This is a genomic window from Streptomyces sp. NPDC001709 (assembly GCF_053596375.1).
Window position 1 is genome coordinate 78085 of the sequence record NZ_JBSFGB010000021.1, and the last position, 26684, is coordinate 104768.

Here is a 26684-nt window from a genome sequence, read left to right on the forward strand (position 1 = left end):
GACCATCCCTCTTTGGCTACTCTCCGAATCCGACCGATTTCAGGGTGAGTTGGACAATGGGCTGGCTGGTTGGCTGCGCTGAGCCGCCGTCAGGCTCGACGGTTACGGCGAGTGACGTCGAGGAGGTGTCGAGGTCCTTCGCGACCAAGGGCGTGTCGCCCGCGAAGAGCCCGAGGGAGCGCGGTTGCGCACGGGGGCGCATGAGCCAGAGCTGGCGGACGCGACCGGTGGGCGGGGTTCCGTATCCGCTGAGGGTGACGACGGCCTCCCGCTCCGATGCGGAAGCGATCACTCCGATACCGCGGCCCTGTGCGTCCTTGCCGGTGGTGGCGCGGGCGTCGGGCGCGGTCAGAACGTGGGCGATCTCACGTGCCCGGGCCTGCGCCGCGTCGAGCCGGTCTTGAGTGCGGTGCGCCTGCACGGCGAAGAGCGAGGCGACGACGAGGGCCGCCGCCGCGGTGGCCGTGGCGAACGGCACGAACAGGGGGCGCGTGCGAGGCGTACGGGTGCGTCCCGGCGGGGGCTGGGTGCCCCAGACATGCGGCGGCAGCTGGGGCGTGCGCTGCCGCGCCGGCGCCTGGGCCGGGGCCTGCTCCTGCGGGGTGGTACGGACGGCGGCCAATACCCGCTCGCGCAGGGCCGCGGGCGGGGGCGCCGCGGTGGACCAGGCGAGGCGCATCGCGTCCTCGGCCAGCTCCCGTACCTCGGCTGCGCAGCGGCCGCAGCCCCGCAGGTGTTTCTCGAACCGGCGCCGCTCGCCGGGCTCCAGGGCGTCGAGCGCGTAGGGCGCGGCGAGGGAGTGCGGGTCCTCGCGGCGCAGCAGCTTGCCGAGGATGCTCATACGGCGCCTCCCAGGCACTCGCGAAGCCGGGTGAGTCCGTCACGCATCCGCGTCTTGACCGTGCCGAGCGGCAGCGAGAGCCGCTCGGCCACCTCACGGTAGGTGTATCCGTCGTAGTAGGCGAGGGTCACGGACTGGCGTTGCAGGTCCGTCAGCCGGCGCAGGCAGCGGCGCACCCACTCGCGCTCCATGCCGGCCTCGACCTCCTCGGCGACCTGGTCGAAGGCGGGCTCCCCGGCACGCAGGGCCTCCCGCTGCTCGCGCTCACCGGCCGCGCGGGCGCTGCGCACCCGGTCGACGGCACGGCGGTGGGCGAGGGTGAGGATCCAGGACAGCGCGCTGCCCCGGCCGGGGTCGTAGCGGGCGGCCGAGCGCCACATCTCCAACAGCACCTCCTGGGCGACCTCCTCGGACTGGGCGGGGTCGCGCACCACCCGCCGTACGAGCCCGAACACGGGCCCGGACACCAGTGCGTACAGTTCCTCGAACGCCCGCTGATCGCCGCCCGCGACGAGCACCAGCAGTTCGTCCGCCTGCATGCGGTCCCCCTCTCCGTGGCCGCAGCCGGCCCTTCCGCGCACTCCACGCATCCGCACGAACGCACACCTCCCGCGAGTGATACGGATCATCGGACCGAAAACGCGGGTAGGGAAGTGCCCAAAAGTTTTTCTCCCGCCGACCAATCCGATCGGCGCGCCCGCTCCGTATACCCGTCCGTCAAAGGCAAGTCGGCACTGAGGACGGACGGCATGACAGCTCTCTTCTCCGGAGGTCCCTTCTCCAGGAGCGGCACGGGACGCGCGGGCCTGGTCACGCTCATCTGCGGTGCGCTGGCCGCCGGAGGGCTCAGCGCCGCCGGCGTCGCCGCGCTGGCCCCCGGGGCGGCCTCCGCCTCCTCCCACCGGGAGGCGCCGCTGATCTCGGGGACCCCGCAGTACGACAACACCGACCTGTACGCGTTCGTCAGCCCGGACAAGCCGGACACGACGACGATCGTGGCGAACTGGATCCCGTTCGAGGAACCTGCGGGCGGACCGAACTTCTACACGTTCGCCGACGACGCCCAGTACGACATCCACGTCGACAACAACGGCGACGCGCAGGGCGAGTTGGTGTTCCGCTACACCTTCAAGACACACACGAAGAACGGGAACACGTTCCTCTACAACACCGGTCCCGTCACCAGCCTGGACGACCCCGACCTCAACATCACACAGACGTACGACATCGATCTGATCCGGCTGAAGAAGCAGCACGTGGTGTCGGACACCAAGCTCGCGGACAACGTGCCGGTGGCACCGTCGGACGTCGGCAAGGCGTCCATGCCGGACTACGGCAAGCTGCGCGCACAGGCCGTGCACAAGACCCCGGGCGGCGCCGCGACCTTCGCCGGGCAGGCGGACGACCCGTTCTTCGCGGACCTGCGCGTCTTCGACCTGCTGTACGGCGGCAACCTGAGCGAGGTCGGCCGGGACACCCTGAAGGGCTACAACGTCAACACCATCGCCCTTCAGGTGCCGAACGACCTGATCCGCGAGTCGGCCGGACAGCCGATCGTGGGCATCTGGTCCACCACCCAGCGCCGCAACGCGCAGGGCTACTACACGCAGGTCTCGCGCCTGGGCAACCCGCTGGTCAACGAGGTGGTCAACCCGCAGAAGGACAAGGACCGGTTCAACGCCTCCCAGCCCTGGTACGACGCGCAGTTCCTGAAGAACGTCACCAACCCGGAGCTGCCGAAGCTCATCGAGTCGATCTACAAGATCAAGGCCCCCAGTGAGCCGCGCAACGACCTGGTCGACGTCTTCCTGAAGGGTGTGAAGGGCCTCAACCAGCCGCCGAACGTGCGCCCTTCGGAGGAGCTGAGGTTGAACACCTCCATCAAGCCGGCCATGCACCCCAAGCGTCTCGGCGTTCTCGACGGCGACAACGCGGGCTTCCCGAACGGGCGCCGGCTCACCGACGACGTGATCGACGAGGCGTTGCAGGTCGTCGAGGGTGAACTGGTCGGCTCCAAGAACGACTTGGGCGACGCGGTCGACAAGAACGACAAGGGCTTCGAGAAGTACTTCCCGTACGTCGCCGAGCCCACCTCGGGCTCCCGCGGCCCGCTCGCCAAGGGGACGACGGCGGGCACGGACGTCCGCAGCCAGCTGGGCGACGCCCTCCAGCCGGCCGGATCCTCCGGCGGTTCCGGTTCGGACAACACGGTCCTCATCGCCGCGTCGGCGGCCTCGGGTGCGGCCGGGATCCTGCTGCTCGGCACGGCAGTCGGCTGGTGGCGCCGCCGCGTCCGCCGCCCTTACTGACCCCGCCCACCCCCAAACCGGCGCGGCCCGTATCCCCTTCCCCCACGGCGGGCCGCGCCTTCCCACACGATCGCCGGAGGAGACTGCATGGGCCCGCGCGGACAGGACGACGAGAAGGAGGGGCGGACGGTGACCGCCGGTCGGACGGTGAGTGCCGGGCGGAGGCTGAGCGCCGCCGACGGCGCGACGCCGGTTCCGGATGCTCTCGGAGGGGGCTCGTCCTCGGACGCCGGGTGCGTGGGGGAAGGCTCCGAGGAACCCACCGCCTCCGGCTCCGCAGCCCCGACTTCGACCGCCGAGCGCATGCTTGCCGGCGCCGAGAGGTCCTCCGCGCCCCGATCCGGGACGCGCTTGCCCTCCGCCGCTGAGCACGAGACGGCCGACTGCCAAGAGCCCTCGGCCTCCGGCACAACAGAAGGCCCAGTCAACGCCCCGAGCCTCAGCCCCGGCTCCGGCTCCGGCTCCGGCTCCGGCTCCGGCTCCGGCTCCGGCTCCGGCTCCGGCTCCGGCTCCGGCTCCGAAGAATCCTCGGCCTCCGCTGCCGGGCGTATGAGGGTCGGTTGCGAAGATCCTTCCCCCATTGACTCCCGCTCCGGTGACGGCGTCGCGCCCGGTTCCGGAGACCCCTTGCCCAGCGGCGCAACCGGTTCCGGCCGGCGCGTTGTCGCCCTTCGGCGGTTCGCCGCTGCGGGGCGGCGCTGGCGGGGTGTGCAACTTGCCGGATGTGCGGTCCTGTTGGCGGTCGCGCTGACCGGTGGGGCGATCGCCGTCGGCGCGGACGGGGCGCCCGTGTCGGTGCCGGTCGCCTCAGGTGCCGTGGACCCCGGGGTCCTGGGCGGCGGTGATCTGAACGCGAGTATCGCCGCCCTCCAGGCGCATCTGCGCGGTCAGCCCAAGGACTCGGGCAGTTGGGCCACGCTGGGCCTGGCCTATGTCGAGCAGGCGCGGACCAAGGGCGACCCCGCCCGCTACCCACAGGCGGAGCGGGCGCTGAAGCGGTCCCTCGCGCTGGCCCCGGACAGCGACCAGGCGCTGGCCGGCCGGGCCGCCCTCGCCGCCGCCCGGCACGACTTCAAGGACGCCCTGACCTACGCGGACGCGGCCCTGCGGCAGAACCCGTACAGCGAACGCGCGCTGTCCTCCCGTATCGACGCCCTGGTCGAACTCGGCCGGTACGGTGAGGCGTCGAAGGCCGCCGAGACGGCCGACGCCCGCAAGCCGGGTGTGCCCGTCTTCACCCGGTACGCGTACGTGCACGAGCTGCGCGGGGACGTGGCCACCGCGCACCGCGTGCTCCAGCAGGCGCTGGCGGGCGCCACTTCGCCGGGCGACATCGCATACGTGTCCGCCCAGCTGGGTCAACTCGCCTGGAACCAGGGCGACTACAAGACCGCCCTCAGCCGTTACGCCCGTTCCCTCGCCGCCGACGACACCTACCTGCCGGCGCTGGAGGGCCGCGCACGGGCGCAGGCGGCGAGCGGTGACCTCGCGGCGGCGATCAAGGGGATGGAGACGGTGGTGTCCCGCTACCCGCTGCCGGGTCCGCTCGTCGAGCTGGGCGAGCTGTACGAGACGCGGGGCGCGGCCGGCGACCGGGCCAGGGCGCGGCAGCAGTACGCGCTCGTGGACGCCTGGATCGCACTCGCCCGGGCCAACGGCGTCAACGCCGACCTCGACACCGCGCTGGCCGCCGCCGACCACGGCGACAAGGCGGCCGCCCTGCGCGCGGCCCGCGCGGAATGGGCCCGCCGGCACACCGTGCACACCGCGGACGCACTGGCCTGGGCGCTGCACGTGAACGGTCGGGACACCGAGGCCCTGCCGTACGCCCGCCGGGCCACCGCCACCGGTTACCGCAACGCCTCCTTCCTGTACCACCGCGGCATGATCGAGCTGGCCACGGGCCACCGCACGGAAGGCCGTGCCTCCCTCACCTCGGCCCTGAGCCTCAACCCCGGCTTCTCCCCGCTCGGCGCGGCCGCGGCCCGCAAGGCGCTGGAGGCCGCGAAGTGAAGCGACGTCTCGCGTTCCTCCTGCTCGCCACCGGCGCCCTGGCGCTCCTTCCCGTCGGCACGGCGAGCGCCCACCCGCTCGGGAACTTCACCGTCAACCGCTACGACGGTCTGGTCGCCGCCCCCGGACAACTCCGCGTCGACCACGTGGAGGACCTCGCCGAGATCCCGGCCACCCAGGCGGGGCCCGACCTGAAACGGCTGGGCACGACCGAGTGGGCCCGGCAGCGGTGCGCACGGGCCGCCGAGGGCAGCAGGCTCACGGTCGACGGCCGTACGGCCACGCTGACCGCCGTCGGCGGCACGGCTCGGCTGCGTCCCGGCCAGGCCGGGCTGCACACCCTTCGCGTGGAGTGCCGGCTGACCGCCCCGCTCCCCCGCGGCGCCGCCGTGACCGTCGGCTTCCACAGCGCCGGCGGCACCGGCGGGCCCGGCTGGCGGGAGATCACCGCGCGCGGCGACCGTATGACGCTCACCTCGACGGACGTACCGAAGACATCGGTCTCGCACGAACTGACCACGTACCCGAAGGACTTGCTGTCCTCCCCGGCGGACACCACGGCCGCCTCCCTGCGTGTGCGCCCCGGCGGACCGGCCCTCGCCGAGGAGCGGCAGGCGGACCCGGGGGCCGCCGTCCTGCCGCGCGGCGCCGACCGCTGGACCCGCGCGCTGGACGGCCTCGTGGCCCGTCACCACCTCACCGTCGGCTTCGCCGCGCTCGCGCTGCTCATCGCGGTCGTCCTCGGCGCGCTGCACGCCCTCGCGCCGGGCCACGGCAAGACCCTGATGGCCGCGGCAGCGGCGGCGCGCGGGGGCAGGGCCCGGCCGCGGGACGTGCTGCCGCTGGCCGCCTCGGTCACCGTGACCCACACCCTCGGCGTGGTCGCCCTGGGCCTGCTCGTCACGGCCGGCTCCGCCGCCACGCCCTCGGTGATCGCCTGGCTGGGCATCGCCGGCGGCGCGCTGGTCCTCGCGGCGGGCGCCAACCTCGTACGAAGGGTGTGGTCCGCCCGCCACCATCACGCCGCCCAGCATGGAGAGCACACCCATGGGGACCACACCCACAGTCACCCCCACTCCGACCACGCCCACACCCACGCCCACACCCACGCCCATGGAGGACACGCCCATACGCACGGCGGACACACCCACACCCACGGAGGGCACACCCATACCCACCCCACCGCCCCCACCCTCCGCGGCACGATCCTGCTCGGGTTCGCCGGTGGGCTCGTGCCCAGCCCCTCCGCCGTGGTCGTACTCGTCGGTGCCGCCGCGCTCGGGAAGGCCTGGTTCGGGCTGCTCCTCGTCGTGGCCTACGGTGCCGGGCTGGCGCTGACGCTCACGGCTGCCGGGTTCGCCGTGGTCCGCCTGGGCTCGGGGGTCAACCGCGCGCTGGAACGGCGTCCGCGCTGGACCACGCATCCGGTGACCGCGCTGGTGCGCCGGTCCGTGCCGCTCGTGTCCGCGTTGGTCGTGATGGCTCTGGGTGCCGGATTGGTGCTCAAGGGGGCCGTATCCGCGCTCGGCTGAGCTACGTTTATGGAGAAATCACGTGACTTCCCCTGGGGGGCGCCCGTGTCCGAAGAGCCGGGCCGCGAACAGCTGATCGCGGGCCGCTACCGTCTGCTGTCCCCGCTGGGCGAGGGCGGCATGGGCACCGTGTGGCGCGCCCGGGACGAGGTGCTGCACCGCGAGGTGGCCGTCAAGGAGGTACGGGCCCCGGCCGGGCTGCCGGCTTCCGACATCGAGCGGATGTACGCGCGCCTGGAGCGGGAGGCGTGGGCGGCGGCGCGGGTCGCCAACCGCAATGTGGTCACGGTGTACGACGTGGCCGTGGAGGGCGGCCGGCCCTGGATCGTGATGGAGCTGGTCCGCGGGCTGTCGCTCGCCGACCAGGTGGAGGCGGAGGGTCCGCTGTCGCCGCAGCGGGCCGCGCACATCGGTGCCGAGGTGCTGTCCGCGCTGCGCGCCGCGCACGCCGTCGGGGTGCTGCACCGGGATGTGAAGCCGGCCAATGTCCTGCTCGCGAACGACGGGCGGGTGGTGCTGACCGACTTCGGGATCGCCTCGGTCGAGGGCAGCTCGGCGCTGACCATGACCGGCGAGGTGATCGGCTCGCCCGAATTCCTCGCCCCGGAGCGGGCGTTGGGGCGGACGCCGGGTCCGGAGTCGGACCTGTGGTCGCTCGGGGTGCTGCTGTACGCGGCCGTGGAGGGCGTCTCGCCGTTCCGGTACGACACCCCGCTGAGCACCCTGCGTGCCGTGGTGGACGAGGAGTTTCCGCCGCCGCACCGGGCCGGGCCGCTCGCCCCGGTCATCGCGGGGCTGCTGCGCAAGGACCCCGCCGAGCGGCTGGACGCCGAGCGGGCGGAACGGGAGCTGCGGATCGTCGCGGCCGGGGGTGCCCCTTCCGGGGGCGGCACCCCCCGCACGGCCGCGCTGCCGGTGCCGCCGTACACCGCGCCGCCGACCGCGCCCCGGTACCGGGAGCCCTCCCCGTACGGGGAGCCGGCCCCGACCCCACCGGGACCTTCCTCCGCCACCACGGCGGCCGGGGCGCCGCGGCGCGGCCGCGGTGCGGTGGTGGTGCTGGTGGCGGGCCTGCTCGCGGTCGCCCTGGCGGTGGCGGGACTGACGTACGCGCTGCTGAACCGCGACAACGGCGGCGGCCGGGGAAACGAGGGTGGCGGCCGGGCGAGCGGCGCCGCGCGGACGCCGACCGCGCGCAACAGCACGGATTCGGACACCGGGACGCCGTCGACAGCGGGCAGCAGCCCGTCGTCGAGCGCACCGCCGGCGCAGTCGGTCCATGTCGGCCTGACCGGCGCCCACACGACGTACTCCGGGACCTGTCCGCCGCCGGTCGCGCAGACGCCCGCCTTCACGGCGACGTTCACGGTGGAGCGGCTGCCCGCACAGGTGGAGTACCGGTGGGTGACGACGCGCGGGTCGGTGTCGGATCCCGGCTGGCGGACGCTGTCCTTCCCGGACGGTGGCGGGAAGACCCGGGACGTGCGGGTGACGCTCACGGTGTATTCCGGCGGCGGGACCACCGAGGACCGGATCAGCGTGAAGGTCCGCGGTCCGGTGCGGACCACGTCGAACGCCGTCCCGTTCACGGTGGGGTGTACGGCGACGGCCACGGCGACGGAGACCCCGTCGGGCGGGGCCTCCGCTTCGGCGTCGGGATCGCCGGAGAGTTCACCCTGACGGGCGAGCCCGGTCAGGTCATGCGTTGTTCGTGAGCGCGGGCAGATAGCCCCCCGACTGGCCGGCCGCGGTGGGGTGGTACGACTCGCTGATGTCGAGCCAGTTCACGCTGTGCAGCCAGGAGTCGCCGGAGCAGATCTCGTGGCTGGCGAACGCGGAACGGACGTCGCCGAAGACGAAACCGTGGGCCTGGGCACGCTTCTGGATGGCGGCGTCGATGTAGTCGGCCGCGCCGTTGATCGCGGACCGCTTGGTGTCGGAGAGGCCGAGGCAGGTCTGGCCGAGCAGATAGAAGCGGGGGTAGCTGAGGACGACCACCCGGGCACCCGGGGCCCTGGCGCTGATCGCGTTGTAGACGGTGTCCAGCTTGCCGGGGAGCGTGGAGTCGACGTACGCCTTGGCCGTGTCGATCCGGGAGAGGCAGGCGCTGTCGGACTGGATCACACAGGTCGTCATGACGTCGGAGAAGCCGGCATCGTTGCCGCCGATGGTGATGGACACCAGTGAGGTGGAGGAGTTCAGGGAGCCGAGCTGGCCCGACATCACGTCGTCCGTCGTGGCACCCGAGCAGGCGTTGAAGGCGAACGAGGACGGGCTGTGCGCGGCGTTCCACAGATAGGGGTACGCCTTCGTGCTGCGGTCGCAGCTGCCGCTGGAGCTGATGTAGCTGCCCGCGCCGACTCCGGAGGAGTAGGAGTCGCCGAGTGCCACATAGCCGCCGGTGGCGGCCGTCGCGTTGCCGGCCCCGGTGAGACCGAGGCCGGCGGCGAGGAGGAGCGAGGTCACGAATCCGGTAAGTCGGGAACGTCTCATGGAACCTCCCTTTAGCAGGATCTCTGCCATAACTGTCGTAGCAACTACGCGTGTTGACGGGAAGTGTCCATGCCAAGATCTCTGTTGACGGTTCGACAACCACCGTCTTGACGACCCCACATGGGCTGCGCCACATTGAAGCCCGGCATCCGGCGCGTCGGGGGGCAAAGTCGCCAATGCAGACCATACGCATCAAGACATCTTCATTGCCGCTGTTCGCGGGTGCCGCGACCGCCGTCGCGGCGGTCGGCGCACTGCTCGCTCTCGCCGATTCCGCTTCTCCGCTACGCGGCCCGTGCACCCTGTTCTTCCTGCTCGCGGCGCCGGCCGTGGCGCTCGCCGCGGCACTGCGCGGGCTGGATCCGTTCGGCCGGACTCTCTGCGCGCTTGCGGGCTCGGTCGTGGTCAACATGCTGGTTGCCCAAGGCATGCTCGCGGTCCACCGCTGGTCCGTCCGCGGCGGAGTGGTGACGGTGACCGTGCTGAGCCTGCTGCTCCTGGCCCTGACCCTGCTCCGGGAACAAATTTCCGGAAAACGCACACAACACTGAGCAAGACGCGCCAAAGTTGTGTAACGGGCTAACCAACAAAAACGTGAGGCAGCCTTCCAGGTCTTGCCTTTCGGGTTCAATCGTCAATACCGTCATACATCTCACCCGCACCGGCACGTCGGCACACGGCTCCAGGGGAGGGCTCAGGGCCGCGGCGTCCACCGGCGCGGGGCGCGGTAGGGGGGTGCCGTACTCGGTGACCGCAATGGTGACCGAGTCGTGCCGCGCGACCGGCTGCCGTTTTTCTCCGGCAGGCCGGCCAGCTTTGCCAGCTCATCGACGTGCATGGAGATCGATGCCATGGAGATCAATTCCACGGAGATCGATTTCCCGTGCCGAAGATGAGAACCCCCCTTTCGAACCGGACACAGAGCCGGGCCGCCCGGGGGTGGGCGGCCCACCGGACGAGAGGGAAAACACTCATGAGTTCCGTTCTCCGCCCGCCCAGTTCAGGGCATCAAGATCCGTTCCTCTCCTCGCACTACCGGCCGATCTCCTCTCACCTGGCGATCACTCCGCCGGTGAGCGTGGTGATTCCCGCCATGAATGAGGCGGAGAATCTGCCCTACGTCTTCAAGACGCTCCCGGACTGGATACACGAAGTCGTTCTGGTGGACGGCAATTCCACGGACGACACCGTCGACGTGGCCCGTTCCCTCCGGCCGGACGTCAAGGTCGTCGAACAGCACGGCAAGGGCAAGGGGGATGCCCTGATCACCGGGTTCGAGGCGTGCAGCGGAGACATCATCGTGATGGTCGACGCCGACGGCTCGGCCGACGGCGGCGAGATCGTCAGCTACGTCTCCGCGCTGGTCTCCGGCGCCGACTTCGCCAAGGGCTCGCGCTTCGCCAACGGCGGCGGCACCGACGACATGACCTTCATCCGCAAGCTCGGCAACTGGGCGCTGTGCACGGTCGTCAACCGCAAGTTCGGCGCCCGCTACACCGACCTGTGCTACGGCTACAACGCGTTCTGGCGGCACTGCCTGGACAAGATCGACCTCGACTGCACCGGCTTCGAGGTCGAGACGCTGATGAACATCAGAGTGGTCAAAGCCGGTCTGAAGGTCCAGGAGATCCCGAGCCACGAGTACCTCCGCATCCACGGCACCAGCAATCTGCGGGCCGTGCGCGACGGGTGCCGGGTGCTGAAGGTCATCCTCAAGGAGCGCTCCAACCGGCGCGAGCTGCGCCGCCAGGAACACCACTCGCCGATGCTCGACACGGTCCGGGGAGAGGTGTCTTGAGGGATCCCGGCATCTCCGTCGTGATCTGCGTGTACACCGAGGACCGCTGGGAGGACATCCTCGCGGCGGTCTCCTCGGTGCGCGCGCAGTCGTACCCGGCGCTGGAGACGCTCCTCGTGGTCGACCACAACGCCGCCCTGCTGGAGCGGCTGGCCCGGGAGTACAAGGAGGCCGACGGCGTCCGGGTGCTGGCCAACGCGGGCCCGCGCGGCCTGTCCGCCGGCCGCAACACCGGCATCGCCGCCTCCCACGGTGAGGTCATCGCCTTCCTGGACGACGACGCCGTGGCCGAACGGGACTGGCTGCGCCGCTTCGCCGAGGGGTACACCGACCCGCATGTCATGGCGGTCGGCGGCCGTACGGAGCCCGTCTGGGCGTCGGGGCGGCGGCCCGCCTGGTTCCCGGAGGAGTTCGACTGGGTGGTGGGCTGCACCTACAAGGGGCTGCCACCGGGCCGCGTCCGGGTGCGCAACGTACTCGGCGGAAACGCTTCCTTCCGGCGTACGGCGTTCGACGCGGCGGGCGGCTTCGCGACCGGCATCGGCCGCGACGGCGACCGCCGCCCGCTGGGCTGCGAGGAGACGGAACTGTGCATCCGTCTCACCCGGGCCCGCCCCGACGCCGTCCTGCTCATCGACGACCGCGCGGTGATCCACCACCGGGTGCCCGCACCCCGCGAGCACTTCGCCTACTTCCGCACCCGCACCTACGCCGAGGGCCTGTCCAAGGCGCTGGTCGCCCGGAGCGTCGGCGCGGACAAGGGGCTGGAGTCCGAACGCCGGTACACCACGAGGGTGTTGCCCGCGGGGGTCGCTCGTGGCCTGCGGGACGCCCTGCTGGCCCGCCCGGGCGGCGCGGGACGCGCGGCCGCGATCGTGGCCGGGGTACTGAGCGCCGCCGGCGGCTACGCGGTGGGCAGCCTGCGGGCGCGGCGGGGCGACACGAGGTTCTCGGTGGCGCCGATCGAAGGGGGCACAGGTGAGTGACACTCCCGTACCGATCCTCATGTACCACTCCGTGGCCACCGCGCCCAACGACGCCACCCGTGTCCTGTCGGTCGCGCCGGAGGCGTTCACGGAGCAGATGGCGCTCATCGGTGACCTGGGCCTGACCCCGGTCACCACCGCCGATCTCGCGGCCCGCTGGCGCACCGGCCGCCCGTTGCCCGCCCGTCCGGTGCTGATCACCTTCGACGACGGCTACGAGGGCGTGCACCGGCACGCCCTGCCCGTCCTCGCCAAGCACGGCTTCCCGGCCACGCTGTTCGTCTCCACCGGCTGGATCAGGGGCGCTTACGACACCGGGGGCGGCCTGGACACCATGCTGGACTGGGGGCAGGTGCGCGAGCTGGCCGGCGCCGGCGTCGAGATCGGCGGGCACAGCCACACCCATCCGCAGCTCGACCAGCTCGACGACCGCGCGCTGTGCGAGGAACTGGGCCGCTGCACCGAGATCGTCGCGGACGAACTCGGCGCCCGCCCTGCGTCGTTCGCCTACCCCTACGGCTACTCCAGCCGCCGGGTCCGCCAGGCCGTACGCGCGAACGGGTACGCCCAGGCGCTCGCCGTCGGCAACGCCCTCGCCCGCCGCCGCCAGGGGCCCTACGCGCTGCGGCGGGTCACGGTCCGGCGCGGCACCGGCGTGGAGGAGTTCGAGCAGCTGCTCCAGGGCCGGGCCGTCGCCCGCAACTTCGCCAGGGACCGCGCCCTCACCAAGGGGTACGCCCTCGTCCGCAGAGCCCGTCAGGTCCGCCGGAAGGCCATCCGTTCCCGTGTCTGACACGACCACCACGACCGAGTCCACGACGACCGGCGCCGGGGCCCCCGTAAGGCCCCGGCGCCGCCTCCGGCTGCCCGGGACGGGCCGGTCCTCCGCCGGCGCGCCGCTGTTCCGCAACGCCTATGCGCTGATGCTCAACACGGGCATCTCGGCCGTGCTCGGGCTCGGCTTCTGGCTGGCCGCGGCGCGCTACTACTCGGAGTCGGCGGTCGGGCAGGGCTCGGCCGCCATCGCGGCGATGAAGTTCCTCGCCGGGCTGACCGCGGTGACCCTGACCGGCGCCCTGGCCCGCTTCATCCCGGTCGCCGGGGCGCGCACCGGCAAGCTCATCTTCCGTACCTATGCGGGCAGTTCACTGCTGGTGGCGCTCGCGGCGGTGGTCTTCCTGCTGACCCTGGACACCTGGGGGCCGTCGTACCGCTTCCTGCACGGGACGGTCAACGGCCTCGGCTTCCTCGCGGCCGTCGCCGCCTGGAACCTGCTCACCCTGCAGGACGGTGTGCTGACCGGGCTGCGCAGCGCGACCTGGGTGCCGGTGGGCAACACCGTGTTCTCGGCGGTGAAGCTGGCGCTGCTCGTCGCGTTCGCCGCCGCCCTGTCCACCACCGGTGTCTTCGTCTCCTGGGTCGCCGCGATCGCCACCTCGGTGGTGCCGCTGGGCTGGCTGGTGTTCCGGCGCCTCGTGCCCCGGCACGTCAAGGCGACCGAGGGCCGCGCGGTGCCGCCGACCCTGAAGCAGGTCGGCAGGTTCCTGGCCGGGGACTACACCGGATCGCTGTTCTCGCTCGCGGTGATCTACCTCGTGCCGGTGATCGTCGCCTCGCAGGTCAGTTCCGCGGAGAACGCGTACTTCTACATCGCCACCACCATCGGTGGTACGACCGATCTCCTCGCCATCAACATGGGCGCGTCCCTCACCGTCGAGGGCTCGCACGATCCGGGCCGGCTGGCCGCCAACACCCGCGCCGCGCTCAAGCGGATGGCCCGGATCATGCTGCCGATCGCCGGTCTGCTGATCATCGGCGCGCCCTGGATCCTCGGCGTGTTCGGCGAGGGCTATGCGCACGCGGCGACCCCGCTGCTGCGCTGGCTCGCGGTCGGCTCGGTGCTGCGCGTGGTGATCGAGACGTACTTCGCGGTGCTGCGCGCGCGCAGCCGCACCGCCGGACTCGCCTGGCTCCAGGGCCTGTTGTGTGTGCTGGTGCTGGGCCTGACCCTGCTGCTCCTGCCCCGGATGGGACTGACCGGCGCGGGCGTCGCCGAGGCCGCCAGCCTCGCGGTGATCGCGGCGATCGCCGCACCGAAGCTGTGGAAGACGATCCGGACCGCACCCGCCGCCGTACCCGACACGGCGGCCCCCGACGGGGACCTCGCCGACCTGGGGGCACGCGAGATCCCGGCCCCCTCCCCGGCCCGCCGGCACAGCCCGGCCTGGGCGCTGGACTCCGACACGCTCGCCCTCGGCATCCACGTCGACTTCGACCATGTGGAGCGCCGGCCGGACGTCCGCCCGGGCCCCGGCACGCCGCCCGCCGGTACGCCGGTGGCCGGTAGGCCGGTGGCTCCGCTGGGGCTTCCGGTGGAGGAGAGGGAGCCCGGCAGCGAGTCCTCGCTGGGCCCGGCCGAGGCGGAGCTGCTGCGGGAGGCGGAAGCGGCGGGGGTCGACGCGCCGTTCTCGCGGGAGGAACTGGAAGGGGCATTCGGTAGGTTCGGCTCGGGGGCCGACGCGTCCTCGGCGCAGGCCGACGCCCCCGTGGCTCCGGCCGTCCCCGACAGCGCCGTACCGGACGAGACCGCAGACGGGGAGCCCGTGCCCGACGAAACCTCGGCCCCCGTCCCCCTGCGGCAGCGGCTGCTGCCCACCCGTTCGGGTGTCGTCCTCGGCTGTCTGCTGATCGCCGCGCTGCTGCTGTACTGGGTGCCCGCGCTGCGGCTCGGCGAGAGAGACCTGGGCCGGATGGGCGGCCTCGGGCTGGTCTCGGTGCTGCCGCTGCCGACCCTCGTCGGAGCGGGCCTGCTGGTCGTCGTCTTCGCCGCGCTGCTCTGGCTGCGCCGCGAGCACCGGGCGCTGCTGCTGGTCACGCTGCTCGCGACGGTCGTATCGCTGCACGCGCTGCCCGCGGTGATCGAGGCCGAGCCGCGGTTCCCGACGGCCTGGCAGCACCTCGGGTTCATCGACTACGTCGACCGCACCGGGTCCGCCGTACCGGACCTGGACGCCCGCTGGAGCTGGCCGGGCTTCTTCGCGGTGGCCGCGTTCGTCGGCCGGGCCTGCGGGGTCAGCGACTTCACCGAGGTCATCCGCTGGTGGCCGACCGCCATCCAGCTCGCCTATCTGGCCCCGATGTTCCTGCTCACCCGCTCGCTGCGGGCGAGCTGGCGGGCGAAGTGGACCGGCGTCTGGCTGTTCGTGCTGTGCGGCTGGGTCGGCCAGGACTACTTCTCGCCACAGGGCTTCACGTATCTGCTGTATCTGATGTTCGTGGCGATCCTGCTGGTCTGGTTCCGCCCGCCGCGGGTGATCTGGACGAAGTTCCGCCCGGGCGAGGCCGAGGTGGAACCGGCCGACCGGCGCCAGCGGGCGGTGCTCCTGCTGGTGCTGATCGGCCTGTACGCGGCGAGCGTGCCCGCGCACCAGCTCACCCCGTTCGTCATGCTCGGCGTCCTCGCCGCCCTGGTCCTGCTCGGCCGGTCCGAACTGCGCGGGCTGCCACTGCTGTTCGCGGTGCTGGTCTCGGTCTGGGTCGGCTTCATGGCCGAGCCGTACTGGTCCGGGCACTTCAACGACCTGTTCGGCGGGGTCGGCGGCGTCGGCAGCAATGTCTCCACGTCCGTCTCCGGCCGCATCCAGGGCGGCAGTTCCACCCACAAGCTGGTGCTGTACACCCGGGTGCTGCTGGCCGGCTCGGTCATGGCGTTCGCCTGCTGGGGCTGGTGGCGCCGCCGCTTCCACCGCTACCGCGAGCGGACGCTGCTGGTGCTGACCTTCGTGCCGTTCCTGGGCTTCGGCATGCAGTCGTACGGCGGTGAGATGGCGCTGCGCGTCTTCATGTTCGCGGTGCCGGGCGCGGCCCTGCTCGGGGCCCTCGCCCTCTTCCCGCGCACCGGCGTCACCGCGAAGGAGCGCGAGAAGGACCGGGTGAGCCTCGCCCCGCTGGCCGCGCTGCTGGCCGGGCTGCTGCTCATGGGCGGCTTCCTGGTGGCCCGCTGGGGCAACGAGCCGTTCGAGCGCACCCGGCCCGGCGAGGTCGCCGCCATGAACTGGGTGTACGCCCACGACAAGCCGACGGTGCGGCTGCTGTGGCTGACCCAGGACACGGTCAACGACGTGACCCCGGCCATGCCGTGGGGCGCGAAGGACATGGAGCGGGTGAACTACGTGCCCACTCTGGCCCCGACCGACCCGGTGCTGGTGTCCGGCCTGGTCAAGGCGCTCAAGGACGCGGGCCCGAACTCCTATCTGATGATCAACCGCAGCCAGGTGACCTATCTGCGGCTGGACGCGGGCTACTCCGCGACCTGGGAGCCCCGGCTGATCGAGAACCTGGACAACCGGCAGGAGCTGACGAAGGTCCTGGTCAACGACGACGTCACCGTGTTCGCGCTGCGCAGGCAGCCGGCCGGCGCGGTGCCGAAGCCGCACCCGGGGCCGATCGGGCCGCAGGTGACCTGGACCCCGTGGTCGGTGGTCGGCGCGCTGGCCGCCGTCGTCCTGATCCTGCTGCTGGCCGCACGAGAGGTGGTCCGGGTCGCCATCCGGCCGGGCGTGCGCCAACTGCGGCTGCTTCAGGGCACGTTCTGGTTCGCGCTGCCGCTGCTCGCGGTGGTGCTGGCCTCGCTGGTGCAACGGTTCCTGACCATGAAGTGACACCTGGGGTGACGGGTGTGGGGTGGCTCAGCGATCGAGCCACTTCACCTCGTACGGCCGCATGTCGAACCGCTTGCCGTCGACCTGGGCGCTGATCGTCCGGTTCTGCGTGTTGACGACGAGTACGGTCTTGTCACTGGCCAGCACGCGGACATTGGGCACGTCGTCGGGCGCGACCTGGACCGTCTCGTACCCGGTGCCGGGCGGGAACGCCCTGGCGAACCGGGACACCAGGCCGTACATGGGACGTTCCTGCCCCCCGTCGGCGCTGTCGGTGGGCGTCCACAGACAGCCGGCGCAGTCGGTGCCCGTCTTGTCCTCAGGGTTCCAGTAGAAGCCGGAGTCCGCGCCGCCCTTGACCATGGCGATCATTCCGGTGGCCTGGACGGCGACGCGGTGCGGCTCGGTCCAGCCCTTGCGGTCGTCGTTGCCGTCGCCGGGCTCGACGTAGTACTCGGCCCACCACAGCGGCAGGCCGTGGGTCTGCCGCCGCACCCATGCGCCGACCGCCGTCAGCTTGTCGGTGGCCGCGAACTCGTTCGGCAGCAGGTCGTCGTCGCGGGTGTAGCTGGAGCCGTCGACGACGGTGAAGTCGGCGCCGGCCTTGTGGGCGTTCCAGTAGGAGAAGGCGTCGAGAACCCGCTGGTCCATGGCGCCCCAGGGCCCCTTCAGCGCGGTGGAGGCGTTCGCGTCGCGCGGGTCAACGCTGTCCATGACCAGGTAGGGCCCGCCGACCATGATGTCCTTGTCGACCTTCTTCAGCGCCGCGTACACGAGGTTGTACATCCTGGTGTACCCCTCGTAGTCCCAGCGGGACCTGGCGTCGTTCCAGAAACCCTTGAACTCGTTCCAGACGACGAAGTGCTTCACGTCCGGGTAGCGCCGGGCGACGGTGGCGGCCAGGTCGGCGAAGTCCTGGTAGTGGTCGGGGGTGGGGGCCTTCTCCAGGGCGGGCCGACTCCAGTCGGTGTTGCCGACCCCGGCCTTGCCGCCCTTCATCCAGTCCGGGGAACAGCACAGGGTGATCACCGGGGTGCCGCCGGAGGCGCGCACGAAGTCGACACGGCGGTCCAGGGCGCCGAAGTCGTAGTGCCCCTTGACCGGTTCGGGATTGTCGGCGCCCCAGCCCATGATGTGCTGGTTCTGCGCCAGCCCGCGCTCCCGGCCGAGCAGCCGCTTCACGCGCGCGGTTGCCGCCCCGTCGCCCTCGTCGGCGCTGTACTGCGTGTGGGTGAAGCCCCAGCCCACGTACGGCTGCGGTGTCCCGCTCGGGCTCGCGGGGGTGCCGTGCACCTTGTCGCCGTCGCGGGAGGTGCCCGCCGTGCTGGGCCCGCCGGAGAGCGTGCTGATCAGGGTCACCACCAGGGCCAGCGCGGCCACGCCCACACCGAGTAGAGCGGTGAGCCGCCACCGCCGAGTATCCGAATCCCACCCATGACGTCCCATCGGGGACAACAGTAATGGCGGAAGCCGCGCCTCGGGCGGGTCTTGGAAACACGCGCAGGGCAACGTCCCGCAAGGGGCGCGGGGAACCGCGCGACCGGCCCAAGGCCGCCCGCACGTTCCGAACTGCGGGTCCCACCCGAGCGAAATGCCGTGCGCACAGCACATTCGTGCCGGATCATGGCCGCATGCCTGCGAACCCACACGACGCTCTGCCGATCCGGCTCCACGTCGACGACTCCGACTCGCCGTCCGACGTCGTCGACGCGCTGTTCCTCGGCCGCTTCGCGACGGGCGAGCAGCCGTACTCGCACGCGGCGAACATCGACCGCGTCCGCTCCGGCGTGACCCTGCTGCCCGACGGCGCCCGGGTACTCAGGGTCGCCCGCGACGACGACCGCAGCGCCACCCTCGCCGAGGGCGACGGCTGGACCCTGCTGGTCTCCCGCTGGAACCGCGGCGCGGACGTCACGGTGACCGCGACCAGCGCCGAACTGGCCAAGAAGGTCCTGGACCAGGCCACGGACGGCGCCGCCGACGAGCCCGAGCCGCAGCCCGAGAACGTGACCATGGGCTTTTGGTACGTCTCCCCCAGGCGCGGCCCGCACCGCACCACCCGGCAGATCTCCGCGGGCACCTGGGACGAGGTCCGGGCCAACTACACGGCACCGGTGGCGGACGCGATGGACCGCCTGATGGGGACGACCCCGCAGGACATCGCGGGTCGGCTGCTCCTCCTCCACGGCCCGCCCGGCACCGGCAAGACCTCGGCCCTGCGCACGCTGGCCCGCTCCTGGCGGGACTGGTGCCAGGTGGACTGCGTCCTGGACCCCGAGCGTCTCTTCTCCGACGTCGGCTATCTGATGGACATCGCGATCGGCGAGGAGGACGGCGCCGGCAAGGGCCGCTGGCGTCTGCTCCTCCTGGAGGACTGCGACGAGCTGATCCGCGGCGAGGCCAAGCACACGGCGGGCCAGGCCCTGTCCCGGTTGCTGAACCTCACCGACGGTCTGCTCGGCCAGGGCCGCAACGTCCTGGTCGGCGTCACCACCAACGAGGACCTGGAGCGCCTGCACCCGGCGGTGGTCCGCCCCGGCCGCTGCCTGGCCCGGATCGAGGTGGGCAAGCTGACCCACCGGGAGGCGGTGGACTGGCTCGGCGGCGAGGCCCACGACCGGGAGGATGCCATCGGCCGCGACGGGGCGACCCTGGCCGAGCTGTTCGCGCTGCGCCGGGGCACGGCGCCGACCTCGGTGCCGGGGGCGCGGGACGGCGCGGACGCGGGCCTGTACCTGTAGTGCTTTCATGGTGCTGTGACCTTGTTCGTCGGCACCTCCGGGTGGCAGTACAAGGACTGGCGGGACGTCGTCTATCCGGCCGGGGTCCCGGCACGGCTCTGGCTGGAGGAGTACACGCGCCTCTTCGCGACCGTTGAGATCAACAACGCGTTCTACCGTCTCCCGTCCCACGAGAACTTCGAGGCGTGGCGGGAGCGGGTCCCGGAGGATTTCGTGGTCGCGGTGAAGGCCAGCCGCTATCTGACCCACATCAAGCGCCTGAAGGACCCCGAGGAACCGGTGCACCGCCTGATGAGCCACGCGGCGGGCCTCGGCGACCGCCTGGGCCCGGTCCTCCTCCAGCTCCCGCCCACCCTGCGCGCCGACCCCGCCCTCCTCGACACCTGCCTGGCCTGCTTCCCGTCCGGTACGAGGGTCGCGGTGGAACCCCGCCACGACTCCTGGTGGACACCCGAGGTACGTGAGGTCCTGTCGTCCCGGGCAGCGGCCCTGTGCTGGGCGGACGTCCTGGCCCGCCCGGTCACCCCGCTGTGGCGCACCACCGACTGGGGCTACGTCCGCTTCCACGAGGGCCGCGCCCACCCCTGGCCCCGCTACGGCCGCCGGTCACTGGAGACGTGGGTGGACCGCATCGCCACGACATGGCGCGAGGGGGACGACGTGTACGCGTACTTCAACAACGACCCGGGCGGGGCGGCGGTGCAGGACGCGGTGACGTTCGGGAGAACGGCAAAGCGGGCGGGACTACGGACGACACGGGTCCCGGAGCTCGCCCAGCACCGGTAAGCCCTACCGGCCGTAAGCGGCCCGCAAGGCATCCCGCACGGCGGCCAGCGCCTCCGCCTCCCCCAGCCCCAGCCTCCGCACCCGCTCCACGTACGCCTGAGCGGCCAAGGAAGCCTCACGTTCCGCGGCCGAGCCGGCGGCAGCCACGAACGTTCCGTTGCGCCCCCGCGTCTCGATCACCCCGTCACTCTCCAGCGCCCGGTACGCCTTGGCCACCGTGTTCACCGCGAGGCCCAGGGACTCGGCCAGCCCCCGCACGGTCGGCAGCCGGTACCCCACCGGCAGTGCTCCGGACCGCGCCTGCTCGGAAATCTGCGCCCGCACCTGCTCGTACGGGGGCGCGCTGTCGTCGATGCGGATCTTCAGGCTCACGGGCCGATTGTCCCGTACCCGGCGGAAAATGAGAGGCATCCCCGGTACGCGGCCCCGTACGGTGCCTCACCATGACAGTGATCGTCCGCGATCTCCGCCCCGACGTCCCGGCCGACGCCGAGGGCTTCGCCCGGGTTCGCCATCTCGCCCTGCCGTACATCCTGTTCACCTCTGCCTCGGTGCGTCACAACGCCGTCCACATGCCGCCGGACGCCCGCTACCGGCCGCTGATCGCGGAGGAGGACGGCGAGGTGATCGGCACGGCCCAGGTCCACCTGGCCCACGACAGCACCGAGCCGGGCCAGGGGCTGCTGAACATCTACGTCCGGCCGGACCGGACCGGTCGCGGCGCCGGCGGGCTGCTGCTGCGGGCGGCAGAGGAGCACCTCGCCGCGCAGGGAGCGACCAGGCTGCTCAGCTGGGTCCTCGACGAGCCGGTCAACCGTGCCTTCGCGCAGCGGCACGGCTATCGCGGCAGCCGGTCCGCCCACTTCCTGCGCCGCGATCTGGCGGGCGCCGCTCTGCCTCCGCTGCCTCGGACCCCGCCGGGCGTCGAGCTGCGCACGGCCAGGGACTTCGCGGACGACCCACGCCCGCTGTTCGAGCTGGACGCCGAGACCATGCTGGACGAACCGGGCGACATCGATTTCGAGTACGCGGACTACGACGCCTGGGTCGAGCAGTACTGGAAGCATCCGCTGCTTGACCTCGACCTGACGGTGGCCGCGTGTGTCGACGGCCGTCCGGTCGCCTTCAGCGTGGCCTACACCGATGGCGTGAGCCGCTACTCCACCGCGATGACCGGCACCGCCCGCGCCCACCGCGGCGGTGGCCTGGCCAAGCTCGCCAAGATCCACTCCCTGTACCGGGCCCGCGACGCCGGTCTCACCGTGGCCTTCACGGGCAACGACGCCGGCAACGAGCCCATGATCGCGATCAACAAGTGGCTCGGATACGAGATCTGCGCCACGGAGGTGCGCTATGTCCGTGAACTCGGCTGACACATCGACTCGGTTGGAGGTCGTCCTGGTCAAGGCCGGCCGGACGAAGATCCGTTATCCGGCCGAGCTGCTCGGCGACGACGGCACCCGTATCGCCGTAAGCGCCCCCTGGGCGGGCTCCGGCGTACGCGACTTCGGCTTCGTCCGCTTCGAGCCGGGCGATCTCTTCACCGAGTACTACTGGCGGAACCGCTGGTATTCGGTCAAGGAGGTCCGCGCGGCGGACGGCAGCGTGAAGGGCTGGTACTGCGACATCACGCGTCCGGCGGTCCGCACCGGTGGTGAGCTGGTCGTGGAGGACCTCGACCTGGACCTGTGGCGCTCCGCCGACGGCACGGACGTACGACGGCTGGACGAGGACGAGTTCGCCGAGAGCGGGCTGACGGAGACGGACCCCGAGGCCGCGTCCGCCGCGGTGGCCGCCCTCGGGGAACTGGAGAGGCTGGCCCGCACCGATGGCTTCGAAAAGTTGCTGACCTGACCCCTCACCCACCACCCACCACCCACCACCCTGGCCCTCACACCGTCGCCACCACCGCATACCGCTCGTCCTCCACAGCCCTCCCCCACAACACCGAGTCGCCGGACAGTCGCTCCACGCGCACGTGCGGGCTCAGGGGCGCGAGCAGTGCGGTGAGCCGGTCGGCGGGTATGCCCACGGGGTGCACGGTGCCCCAGACGCCCTCGACCAGGACGAGACGGCCTCCGGGACGCAACAGGTCGCGCCAGTGCCGCAGCACCCGGTCGGGACCCGGCAGCGTCCAGAGCACGTGCCGTACGAGGACGACGTCGAAGCGCTGCTCCCCGACCGGCGGGGCCGCGGCGTCCCCGCGCAGGACGACCGCGTCGCGTCCGGCGAGCTTGGCGCGGGCCCGCTCGACCATCGCCGGGGACGAGTCGACGCCGGTCACCCGGTGTCCCTGTGCGGCCGCGAGAAGCGACAGGCTGCCGGTGCCGCAGCCGAGGTCGAGGACGTCGGCGGGGCGCCCGGGCAGCCAGGAGCGGAGGCGGGCCGCCCAGGCCGCGCGGACATCGGGGTCGCGCAGTCCGTGGTCCGGCTCGTCGTCGAAGGAGCCGGCCTCGGCGTCCCAGTCGACATCCGGAGTACCCGCCGCAACCGTGTGGCCATCCATGTTCGTCATGCCCAAAGAGTGACACCCGCCACTGACAACCCGGCTCCGATGAGGAACTCTCCCCCAAAGGGTCTACCTCCGTGACAACACGGAAACTCGGTAGGCACTGAAGGAGGCAGCCATGCGCCGCATGACCGTGCACAAGCCCCTGAAGAAGACGGACAGCCGCCGGATCCGCGAAGAGGCGGAGGAGGAACACCCGGCGGGACGACCCGAGGTGCGCAGAGACATCGCGCGCACCTGGTGGCCCGACAGTTGATCCCGCCCGGGCCTTCAGCCCAGCAGCTTGCGGTAGTGAATCCGGTCGTAGGGCCCGTCGACGCGACGTTCCACGACCTCGTATCCGTACTTCGGATAGATCCTCTGGTTCTCCCACATCAACGCGTTCGTATAGAGCCGGATCTCGCCGAGGCCCAGCTCACGCGCGCGTGCGTCGACGAAGTGCAGCAGCCGCCGCCCCACGCCCGTGCCATGGGCACCGGGGTGGACGGCGATGCTGTCCAGGAAGAGATGGCCGGCCAACGCCTCGATCACGACCAGCCCGTCGACCGGTTCCCCGGTGACGAACACCTTGCCTGCGGCCACGTTCGCGGCGTGGTCCGCCTCCATGGGCTGCGGCACCACGCCGATGCGCTCGATGTAGTGGTGGTAGGCCGCGTCCGTCACCGCCTTCACAGCCGGCACGTCGTCGGCGCCGGCCGGCCGCACGCCCTCGGCACTCTCTTCGATCATGGCCGCACGCTATCTGCCTGAGCGCCGTCGACGAATCCGGGTTCAGCTACCCTCCAGTCTCACCGCCGTTTCCCCTCCGCGTTTTGGTGGCATCCCTGAGGGGGTGAAGCCGTGCCCATTCCAGCGGTATTCGATCGTGACCGCGGGCAGGGAGGGACAGCACAATGCATCATCGGGCCCGTAATGGGCGTAGGTGACTCGGATGGCGCCCGGTTTTCCGGGAGTTATGGCTTGGATGGCCAGGCTTTCGCTGCTGCTGTCCCAGCCGACAAACGTCGTACCGTGCCAGAAATAGACCAGTTGCCCGTGCCCGTCCGCGCTCGGAGAACGGGTGCCGAGCACCGCGGTCAGATGACCGCCGGACCCGTCCGCCACCGTGACCGGGGCGCTGGACGGCGCGAAATGTTCCGAGGCGTCATCTGTCTCGGCGGTCGCGGTCATCACCCGCGCGATCGCGCTGGGACTCGGCACGTCGGCCCGGGACCCTGCGGAGGGGGGCGCGGCCAGTGCCGTTGCGGGGGGCAGGGTCAGGACGACGGCGGTGGCGGCGAGGGCGGTGTACAAGAACCGATGTGTGCATGGGTGAGTGCTCATGGGTCTTTTTCTTTCCGGGAATGAGGAGTCACGACTCGACAAGTTCGGTGGTCGTGGCCCTCCTGGTGGCGCTGCCCGTGCCGTGGGCCGTCTCCCCGCGCCGCAGCGCCAGATACCTCCGCAGGCCCCTGTTGGCTTCCCGTCGTACCCGGCGCAGCACCGGGACCTGGGTGGCCCTGTGCACCTGGTAGTGCCACGGCGCCTGGGCCCCCTGCCGTACCGACATCGCGTAGGCGAAGTCCACCAGATCCTGCTCGAGGTAATGGTCGATATGCTCGAACCAGGCCATGCTCGTGCGGGCCGCGGCCTGCACGGGATGGAGTGCGGCCCGGCGGCGCTTGTCGTAGGCCTGCAAAGCGGCAGGCAGCTCTGCCTCCGTATAGAGGCTGTGCGCGAGCTCGATGGCATCCAGCAGCGCCAGCCGGGTGCCCGAGCCCAGGGTGTAGTGGGTGGTGTGGGCGGCATCCCCCAGCAGCACCACGTTGTCGTGGCACCAGGTGGCGTTGCGTACCTCGGTGAAGTGCTGCCAGCGGGCCGGTTCCCCCCGGGACTGGCCAAGCAGCGCGTGGCCGTCCAGAGCGGAGGCGAAGATCTGCTCCAACAACCGCACACCGTCGGCGGTGTCGAGCGTATCGAGCCCCAGCCCCCGCCAGGTCTCCGGTGCGCACTCGACGACGCAGGTGCTGATGTCCGCGCTCGAAGGGTAGGCGTAGAACCAGATCCACCCGGCCGGGGTCCGTTCGAAGGCGAAGGCGAAGCGGGGGAACACCTTGTCGGTGCCCAGCCATATGTAGGGGTTGCGGCCGACTTCCAGGCGGGTGCCGAAGTGGTCGCCGTGCAACTGGCGCACCCGGCTGTTGGCCCCGTCGCAGGCGACGATCAAGTCGGCGTCGGCGAGTTCGGCCAGGTCGTCGACCTTGCGCCGGTGCTGGACATCCACCCCCAGCTCGGTTGCGCGGCGGGTGAGGATGTCGAGGAGGGTGGCGCGGGCGATGCTGTAGCCGTACCGGCCCAGATACGCGGTCTCTTCCCCGCGGCGGACCTCCTGGTCCTGCCACAGGGCCGAGGCCGCACGCACCGCCTGGGCGCTGTCGGGGTCGTTGCGGTAGAGGTGGTCGAGCAGGTCGTCCCCATACCCCACGCCCCAGCCGTAGGTGGCCCCCGGCGGGTCGCGTTCGATGACGGTGATGTCATGGCCGGCATCGCGGCGCTTGGCCGCGATCGCGAAGTACAACGCGCCCGGTCCTCCGCCGACGCACACGATCTTCATGGCGTGTCCCGTTCGGGCCGCACGGCCGGGCGGCCGCATCGCGGCTGCGGCACCCTGGTGCGCGGTCGGTGCCGGATGGGGGCCGCCCAGCGGCGGAAGGGCGGTCACGGCCGGCGTCGCCTGCCGGTCGGGTCCTTGGAGTAGTGGTCGCATGGGTTCCTCTTCCCTGGGTTGAGTCTCCGGGTGACTCGGTGGGTTGGGTCTTGGTGCCTGTGGGTCGGTGCGCGCCCGAGGGCACAGAAGGGGGCCGGGCCCGTGCCCGGCACCGGGCGCGCGGGTGCGGCGATCTCACACCTGAGGTGTGTCTGCCGCACCCGCGCCCGCGCCTCGGCGGGTCGGCTACCCCCAACCACCCCATACGCCCCAACCGCCCCAGCCACCCCAGCTGCCCCAGCCACCCCAGCCACCGTGGTGACACCAGCTACCCCAGTCGCCCCAGCCGCCCCAGCCACCCCACTTGCTGACGCTTGCCACGGTGGCGGCGTCCGTCGTGGCGGATGCGGCCTGCGCGGCGGCACCGCCGCCCAGGAGCGCCCCTGCGGCGGTTACGGCGATGGCCGCGACCCTGGCGATCCTCTTGCTCGTTCGAAACACGATCTGTCCTCCTTTCAGCGGATAAACCTCACTCCGGATCGGTGAGGTCGTGTTTCGAGTAGGCCCGAACGGGTCATGCCTCGTCACGCCACTGAATGCCGTGACTTGACACCGGAAAATGTTCTTGATAGAAGTCCGCTTCTCGCCCAGGCCAGCACAGCGGAGCCCCAGGTCAACGACCCGGGGCTCTTGGTGTGCAGTTCAGTTCAGTTCAAGTGATGGGTGTCGTTGAGGGCCTGCACCGTGGCGGTGCCGGCCTCGTCGTACGTCACCGTCGACAGGGAGGCTGCCGCGACTTCCATGCGGAACAAGCTGTGTGGTGGGGCCTGGAGGGCGAGGCGGATCAGGGTTCTGAGTGGTCCGGCGTGGGAGACGACCAGAACCGTGGCACCGGCGTACTGGGCCAAGAGGCCGTCTCGTACGGCGGCGGTCCGGCGGGTGACCTGTTGCATGGTCTCGCCCGCGCCCGAGGGTGGGCTCTCGGGCGAGGCGAACCATGCGCTCAGGTCGTCCGGGTAGCGTTCGCGGACTTCGGTGAAGGTAAGGCCCTCCCAGGCGCCGAAGTCCGCTTCCCGCAGGTCCCGGTCGACCTGGACGCTCAGGCCAAGGCGCGCGGCCGCGGAGTGAGCGGTCTCCTGGCAGCGCCGCATCGGTGACGTGACGACCGCCTCGATGTCGCCGCGGTGGGCGAGGGCGTCCGCTGTCGCCTGGGCCTGGCGGCGTCCGACCGGTGAGAGTCCCGGGTTGGATCCTCCGCTGCCGGAGAGCCGCCGCTGCGGGGTGAGCAGGGTTTCGCCGTGCCGGAGCAGTACGAGCGTCGTCACGTCA

Annotated in this window: 25 protein-coding genes; 14 read left to right on the top strand and 11 right to left on the bottom strand. The window is 71.6% G+C overall.

What is annotated here, in order from left to right; translation table 11 throughout:
* Positions 1-16: 16 nt before the first annotated feature.
* Positions 17-841 (bottom strand): anti-sigma factor, encoded by an 825-nt coding sequence (locus tag ACWC0C_RS28280; protein WP_450866730.1) that lies wholly within the window; start codon positions 839-841, stop codon positions 17-19.
* On the bottom strand, positions 838-1380 hold the full coding sequence (locus ACWC0C_RS28285) for a sigma-70 family RNA polymerase sigma factor (RefSeq protein WP_449198124.1): 543 nt from the start codon (positions 1378-1380) through the stop codon (positions 838-840). Before ACWC0C_RS28285 ends, ACWC0C_RS28280 begins: the two co-directional genes overlap by 4 nt.
* Before the next feature lie 210 nt (positions 1381-1590).
* Between ACWC0C_RS28285 and ACWC0C_RS28290 the strand changes: the two genes are divergently transcribed.
* From ACWC0C_RS28290 to ACWC0C_RS28305, 4 genes are all read left to right on the top strand, one after another.
* Positions 1591-3150 (top strand): DUF4331 domain-containing protein, encoded by a 1560-nt coding sequence (locus ACWC0C_RS28290; protein ID WP_450866732.1) that lies wholly within the window; start codon positions 1591-1593, stop codon positions 3148-3150.
* A gap of 303 nt (positions 3151-3453) precedes the next feature.
* Positions 3454-5163, top strand: coding sequence for a tetratricopeptide repeat protein (locus tag ACWC0C_RS28295; RefSeq protein ID WP_450866840.1), 1710 nt, complete (start codon positions 3454-3456; stop codon positions 5161-5163).
* Positions 5160-6695 carry an urease accessory protein UreH domain-containing protein gene (locus ACWC0C_RS28300; protein ID WP_450866734.1) on the top strand — a complete coding sequence of 512 codons (1536 nt, stop codon included), beginning with the start codon at positions 5160-5162 and terminating at the stop codon, positions 6693-6695. The genes ACWC0C_RS28295 and ACWC0C_RS28300 overlap by 4 nt, the downstream gene beginning before the upstream one ends.
* Positions 6696-6704: 9 nt before the next feature.
* On the top strand, positions 6705-8375 hold the full coding sequence (locus tag ACWC0C_RS28305; RefSeq protein ID WP_450866736.1) for a serine/threonine-protein kinase: 1671 nt from the start codon (positions 6705-6707) through the stop codon (positions 8373-8375).
* 18 nt (positions 8376-8393) lie between these two features.
* Here ACWC0C_RS28305 and ACWC0C_RS28310 read toward each other — a convergent pair whose 3' ends face one another.
* Positions 8394-9188, bottom strand: coding sequence for an SGNH/GDSL hydrolase family protein (locus tag ACWC0C_RS28310; RefSeq protein WP_450866738.1), 795 nt, complete (start codon positions 9186-9188; stop codon positions 8394-8396).
* 176 nt (positions 9189-9364) lie between these two features.
* On the opposite strand from ACWC0C_RS28310, the gene ACWC0C_RS28315 reads away from it, so the two are divergent.
* From ACWC0C_RS28315 to ACWC0C_RS28335, 5 genes are all read left to right on the top strand, one after another.
* Positions 9365-9739, top strand: coding sequence for a hypothetical protein (locus ACWC0C_RS28315; RefSeq protein ID WP_450866739.1), 375 nt, complete (start codon positions 9365-9367; stop codon positions 9737-9739).
* 422 nt (positions 9740-10161) lie between these two features.
* Entirely contained in the window at positions 10162-10986 is an 825-nt protein-coding gene (locus ACWC0C_RS28320; protein ID WP_449198117.1) for a glycosyltransferase family 2 protein, read from the top strand.
* A complete protein-coding gene (locus ACWC0C_RS28325; protein WP_450866741.1) occupies positions 10983-11972 on the top strand; it encodes a glycosyltransferase in 990 nt (329 codons plus the stop codon). Before ACWC0C_RS28320 ends, ACWC0C_RS28325 begins: the two co-directional genes overlap by 4 nt.
* Entirely contained in the window at positions 11965-12765 is an 801-nt protein-coding gene (locus ACWC0C_RS28330; protein ID WP_450866743.1) for a polysaccharide deacetylase family protein, read from the top strand. Before ACWC0C_RS28325 ends, ACWC0C_RS28330 begins: the two co-directional genes overlap by 8 nt.
* Positions 12758-16633 (top strand): lipopolysaccharide biosynthesis protein, encoded by a 3876-nt coding sequence (locus ACWC0C_RS28335; RefSeq protein WP_450866745.1) that lies wholly within the window; start codon positions 12758-12760, stop codon positions 16631-16633. The genes ACWC0C_RS28330 and ACWC0C_RS28335 overlap by 8 nt, the downstream gene beginning before the upstream one ends.
* 27 nt (positions 16634-16660) lie before the next feature.
* On the opposite strand, the gene ACWC0C_RS28340 is transcribed toward ACWC0C_RS28335, so the two are convergent.
* On the bottom strand, positions 16661-18079 hold the full coding sequence (locus ACWC0C_RS28340; protein ID WP_450866747.1) for a GH39 family glycosyl hydrolase: 1419 nt from the start codon (positions 18077-18079) through the stop codon (positions 16661-16663).
* A gap of 185 nt (positions 18080-18264) precedes the next feature.
* Between ACWC0C_RS28340 and ACWC0C_RS28345 the strand changes: the two genes are divergently transcribed.
* Positions 18265-19374, top strand: coding sequence for a DUF5925 domain-containing protein (locus ACWC0C_RS28345; RefSeq protein WP_449198112.1), 1110 nt, complete (start codon positions 18265-18267; stop codon positions 19372-19374).
* A gap of 15 nt (positions 19375-19389) precedes the next feature.
* On the top strand, positions 19390-20160 hold the full coding sequence (locus ACWC0C_RS28350; protein WP_449198111.1) for a DUF72 domain-containing protein: 771 nt from the start codon (positions 19390-19392) through the stop codon (positions 20158-20160).
* Between the two features lie 3 nt (positions 20161-20163).
* Here the strand turns inward: ACWC0C_RS28350 and ACWC0C_RS28355 are convergent, their stop codons facing one another.
* Entirely contained in the window at positions 20164-20532 is a 369-nt protein-coding gene (locus tag ACWC0C_RS28355; RefSeq protein ID WP_449198110.1) for a GntR family transcriptional regulator, read from the bottom strand.
* A gap of 71 nt (positions 20533-20603) precedes the next feature.
* Between ACWC0C_RS28355 and ACWC0C_RS28360 the strand changes: the two genes are divergently transcribed.
* Both ACWC0C_RS28360 and ACWC0C_RS28365 read left to right on the top strand, forming a co-directional pair.
* Positions 20604-21533, top strand: coding sequence for a GNAT family N-acetyltransferase (locus ACWC0C_RS28360; protein ID WP_450866750.1), 930 nt, complete (start codon positions 20604-20606; stop codon positions 21531-21533).
* Complete coding sequence (locus ACWC0C_RS28365) at positions 21514-22014, top strand: DUF402 domain-containing protein (protein ID WP_449198108.1); 501 nt, start codon at positions 21514-21516, stop codon at positions 22012-22014. The genes ACWC0C_RS28360 and ACWC0C_RS28365 overlap by 20 nt, the downstream gene beginning before the upstream one ends.
* A 37-nt stretch (positions 22015-22051) precedes the next feature.
* Here ACWC0C_RS28365 and ACWC0C_RS28370 read toward each other — a convergent pair whose 3' ends face one another.
* Positions 22052-22666: a class I SAM-dependent methyltransferase gene (locus tag ACWC0C_RS28370; protein ID WP_450866841.1), complete on the bottom strand. Its 615-nt coding sequence runs from the start codon at positions 22664-22666 to the stop codon at positions 22052-22054.
* 121 nt (positions 22667-22787) lie between these two features.
* Here ACWC0C_RS28370 and ACWC0C_RS28375 point away from each other — a divergent pair, with 121 nt between their 5' ends.
* On the top strand, positions 22788-22925 hold the full coding sequence (locus tag ACWC0C_RS28375; protein ID WP_449198106.1) for a hypothetical protein: 138 nt from the start codon (positions 22788-22790) through the stop codon (positions 22923-22925).
* Positions 22926-22939: 14 nt separating this feature from the next.
* Here ACWC0C_RS28375 and ACWC0C_RS28380 read toward each other — a convergent pair whose 3' ends face one another.
* The 5 genes from ACWC0C_RS28380 to ACWC0C_RS28400 form a co-directional block, all read right to left on the bottom strand.
* Positions 22940-23398 (bottom strand): GNAT family N-acetyltransferase, encoded by a 459-nt coding sequence (locus ACWC0C_RS28380; RefSeq protein ID WP_450866753.1) that lies wholly within the window; start codon positions 23396-23398, stop codon positions 22940-22942.
* 42 nt (positions 23399-23440) lie between these two features.
* A complete protein-coding gene (locus ACWC0C_RS28385; RefSeq protein WP_450866754.1) occupies positions 23441-23962 on the bottom strand; it encodes an LppP/LprE family lipoprotein in 522 nt (173 codons plus the stop codon).
* A 58-nt stretch (positions 23963-24020) separates the two neighbouring features.
* Entirely contained in the window at positions 24021-25415 is a 1395-nt protein-coding gene (locus ACWC0C_RS28390) for an FAD-dependent monooxygenase (protein WP_450866756.1), read from the bottom strand.
* A gap of 186 nt (positions 25416-25601) precedes the next feature.
* Positions 25602-25856, bottom strand: a complete 255-nt coding sequence (locus ACWC0C_RS28395) for a hypothetical protein (RefSeq protein WP_450866758.1) — start codon at positions 25854-25856, stop codon at positions 25602-25604.
* Between the two features lie 206 nt (positions 25857-26062).
* Positions 26063-26680 (bottom strand): histidine phosphatase family protein, encoded by a 618-nt coding sequence (locus ACWC0C_RS28400; protein WP_450866760.1) that lies wholly within the window; start codon positions 26678-26680, stop codon positions 26063-26065.
* Positions 26681-26684 lie beyond the last annotated feature (4 nt).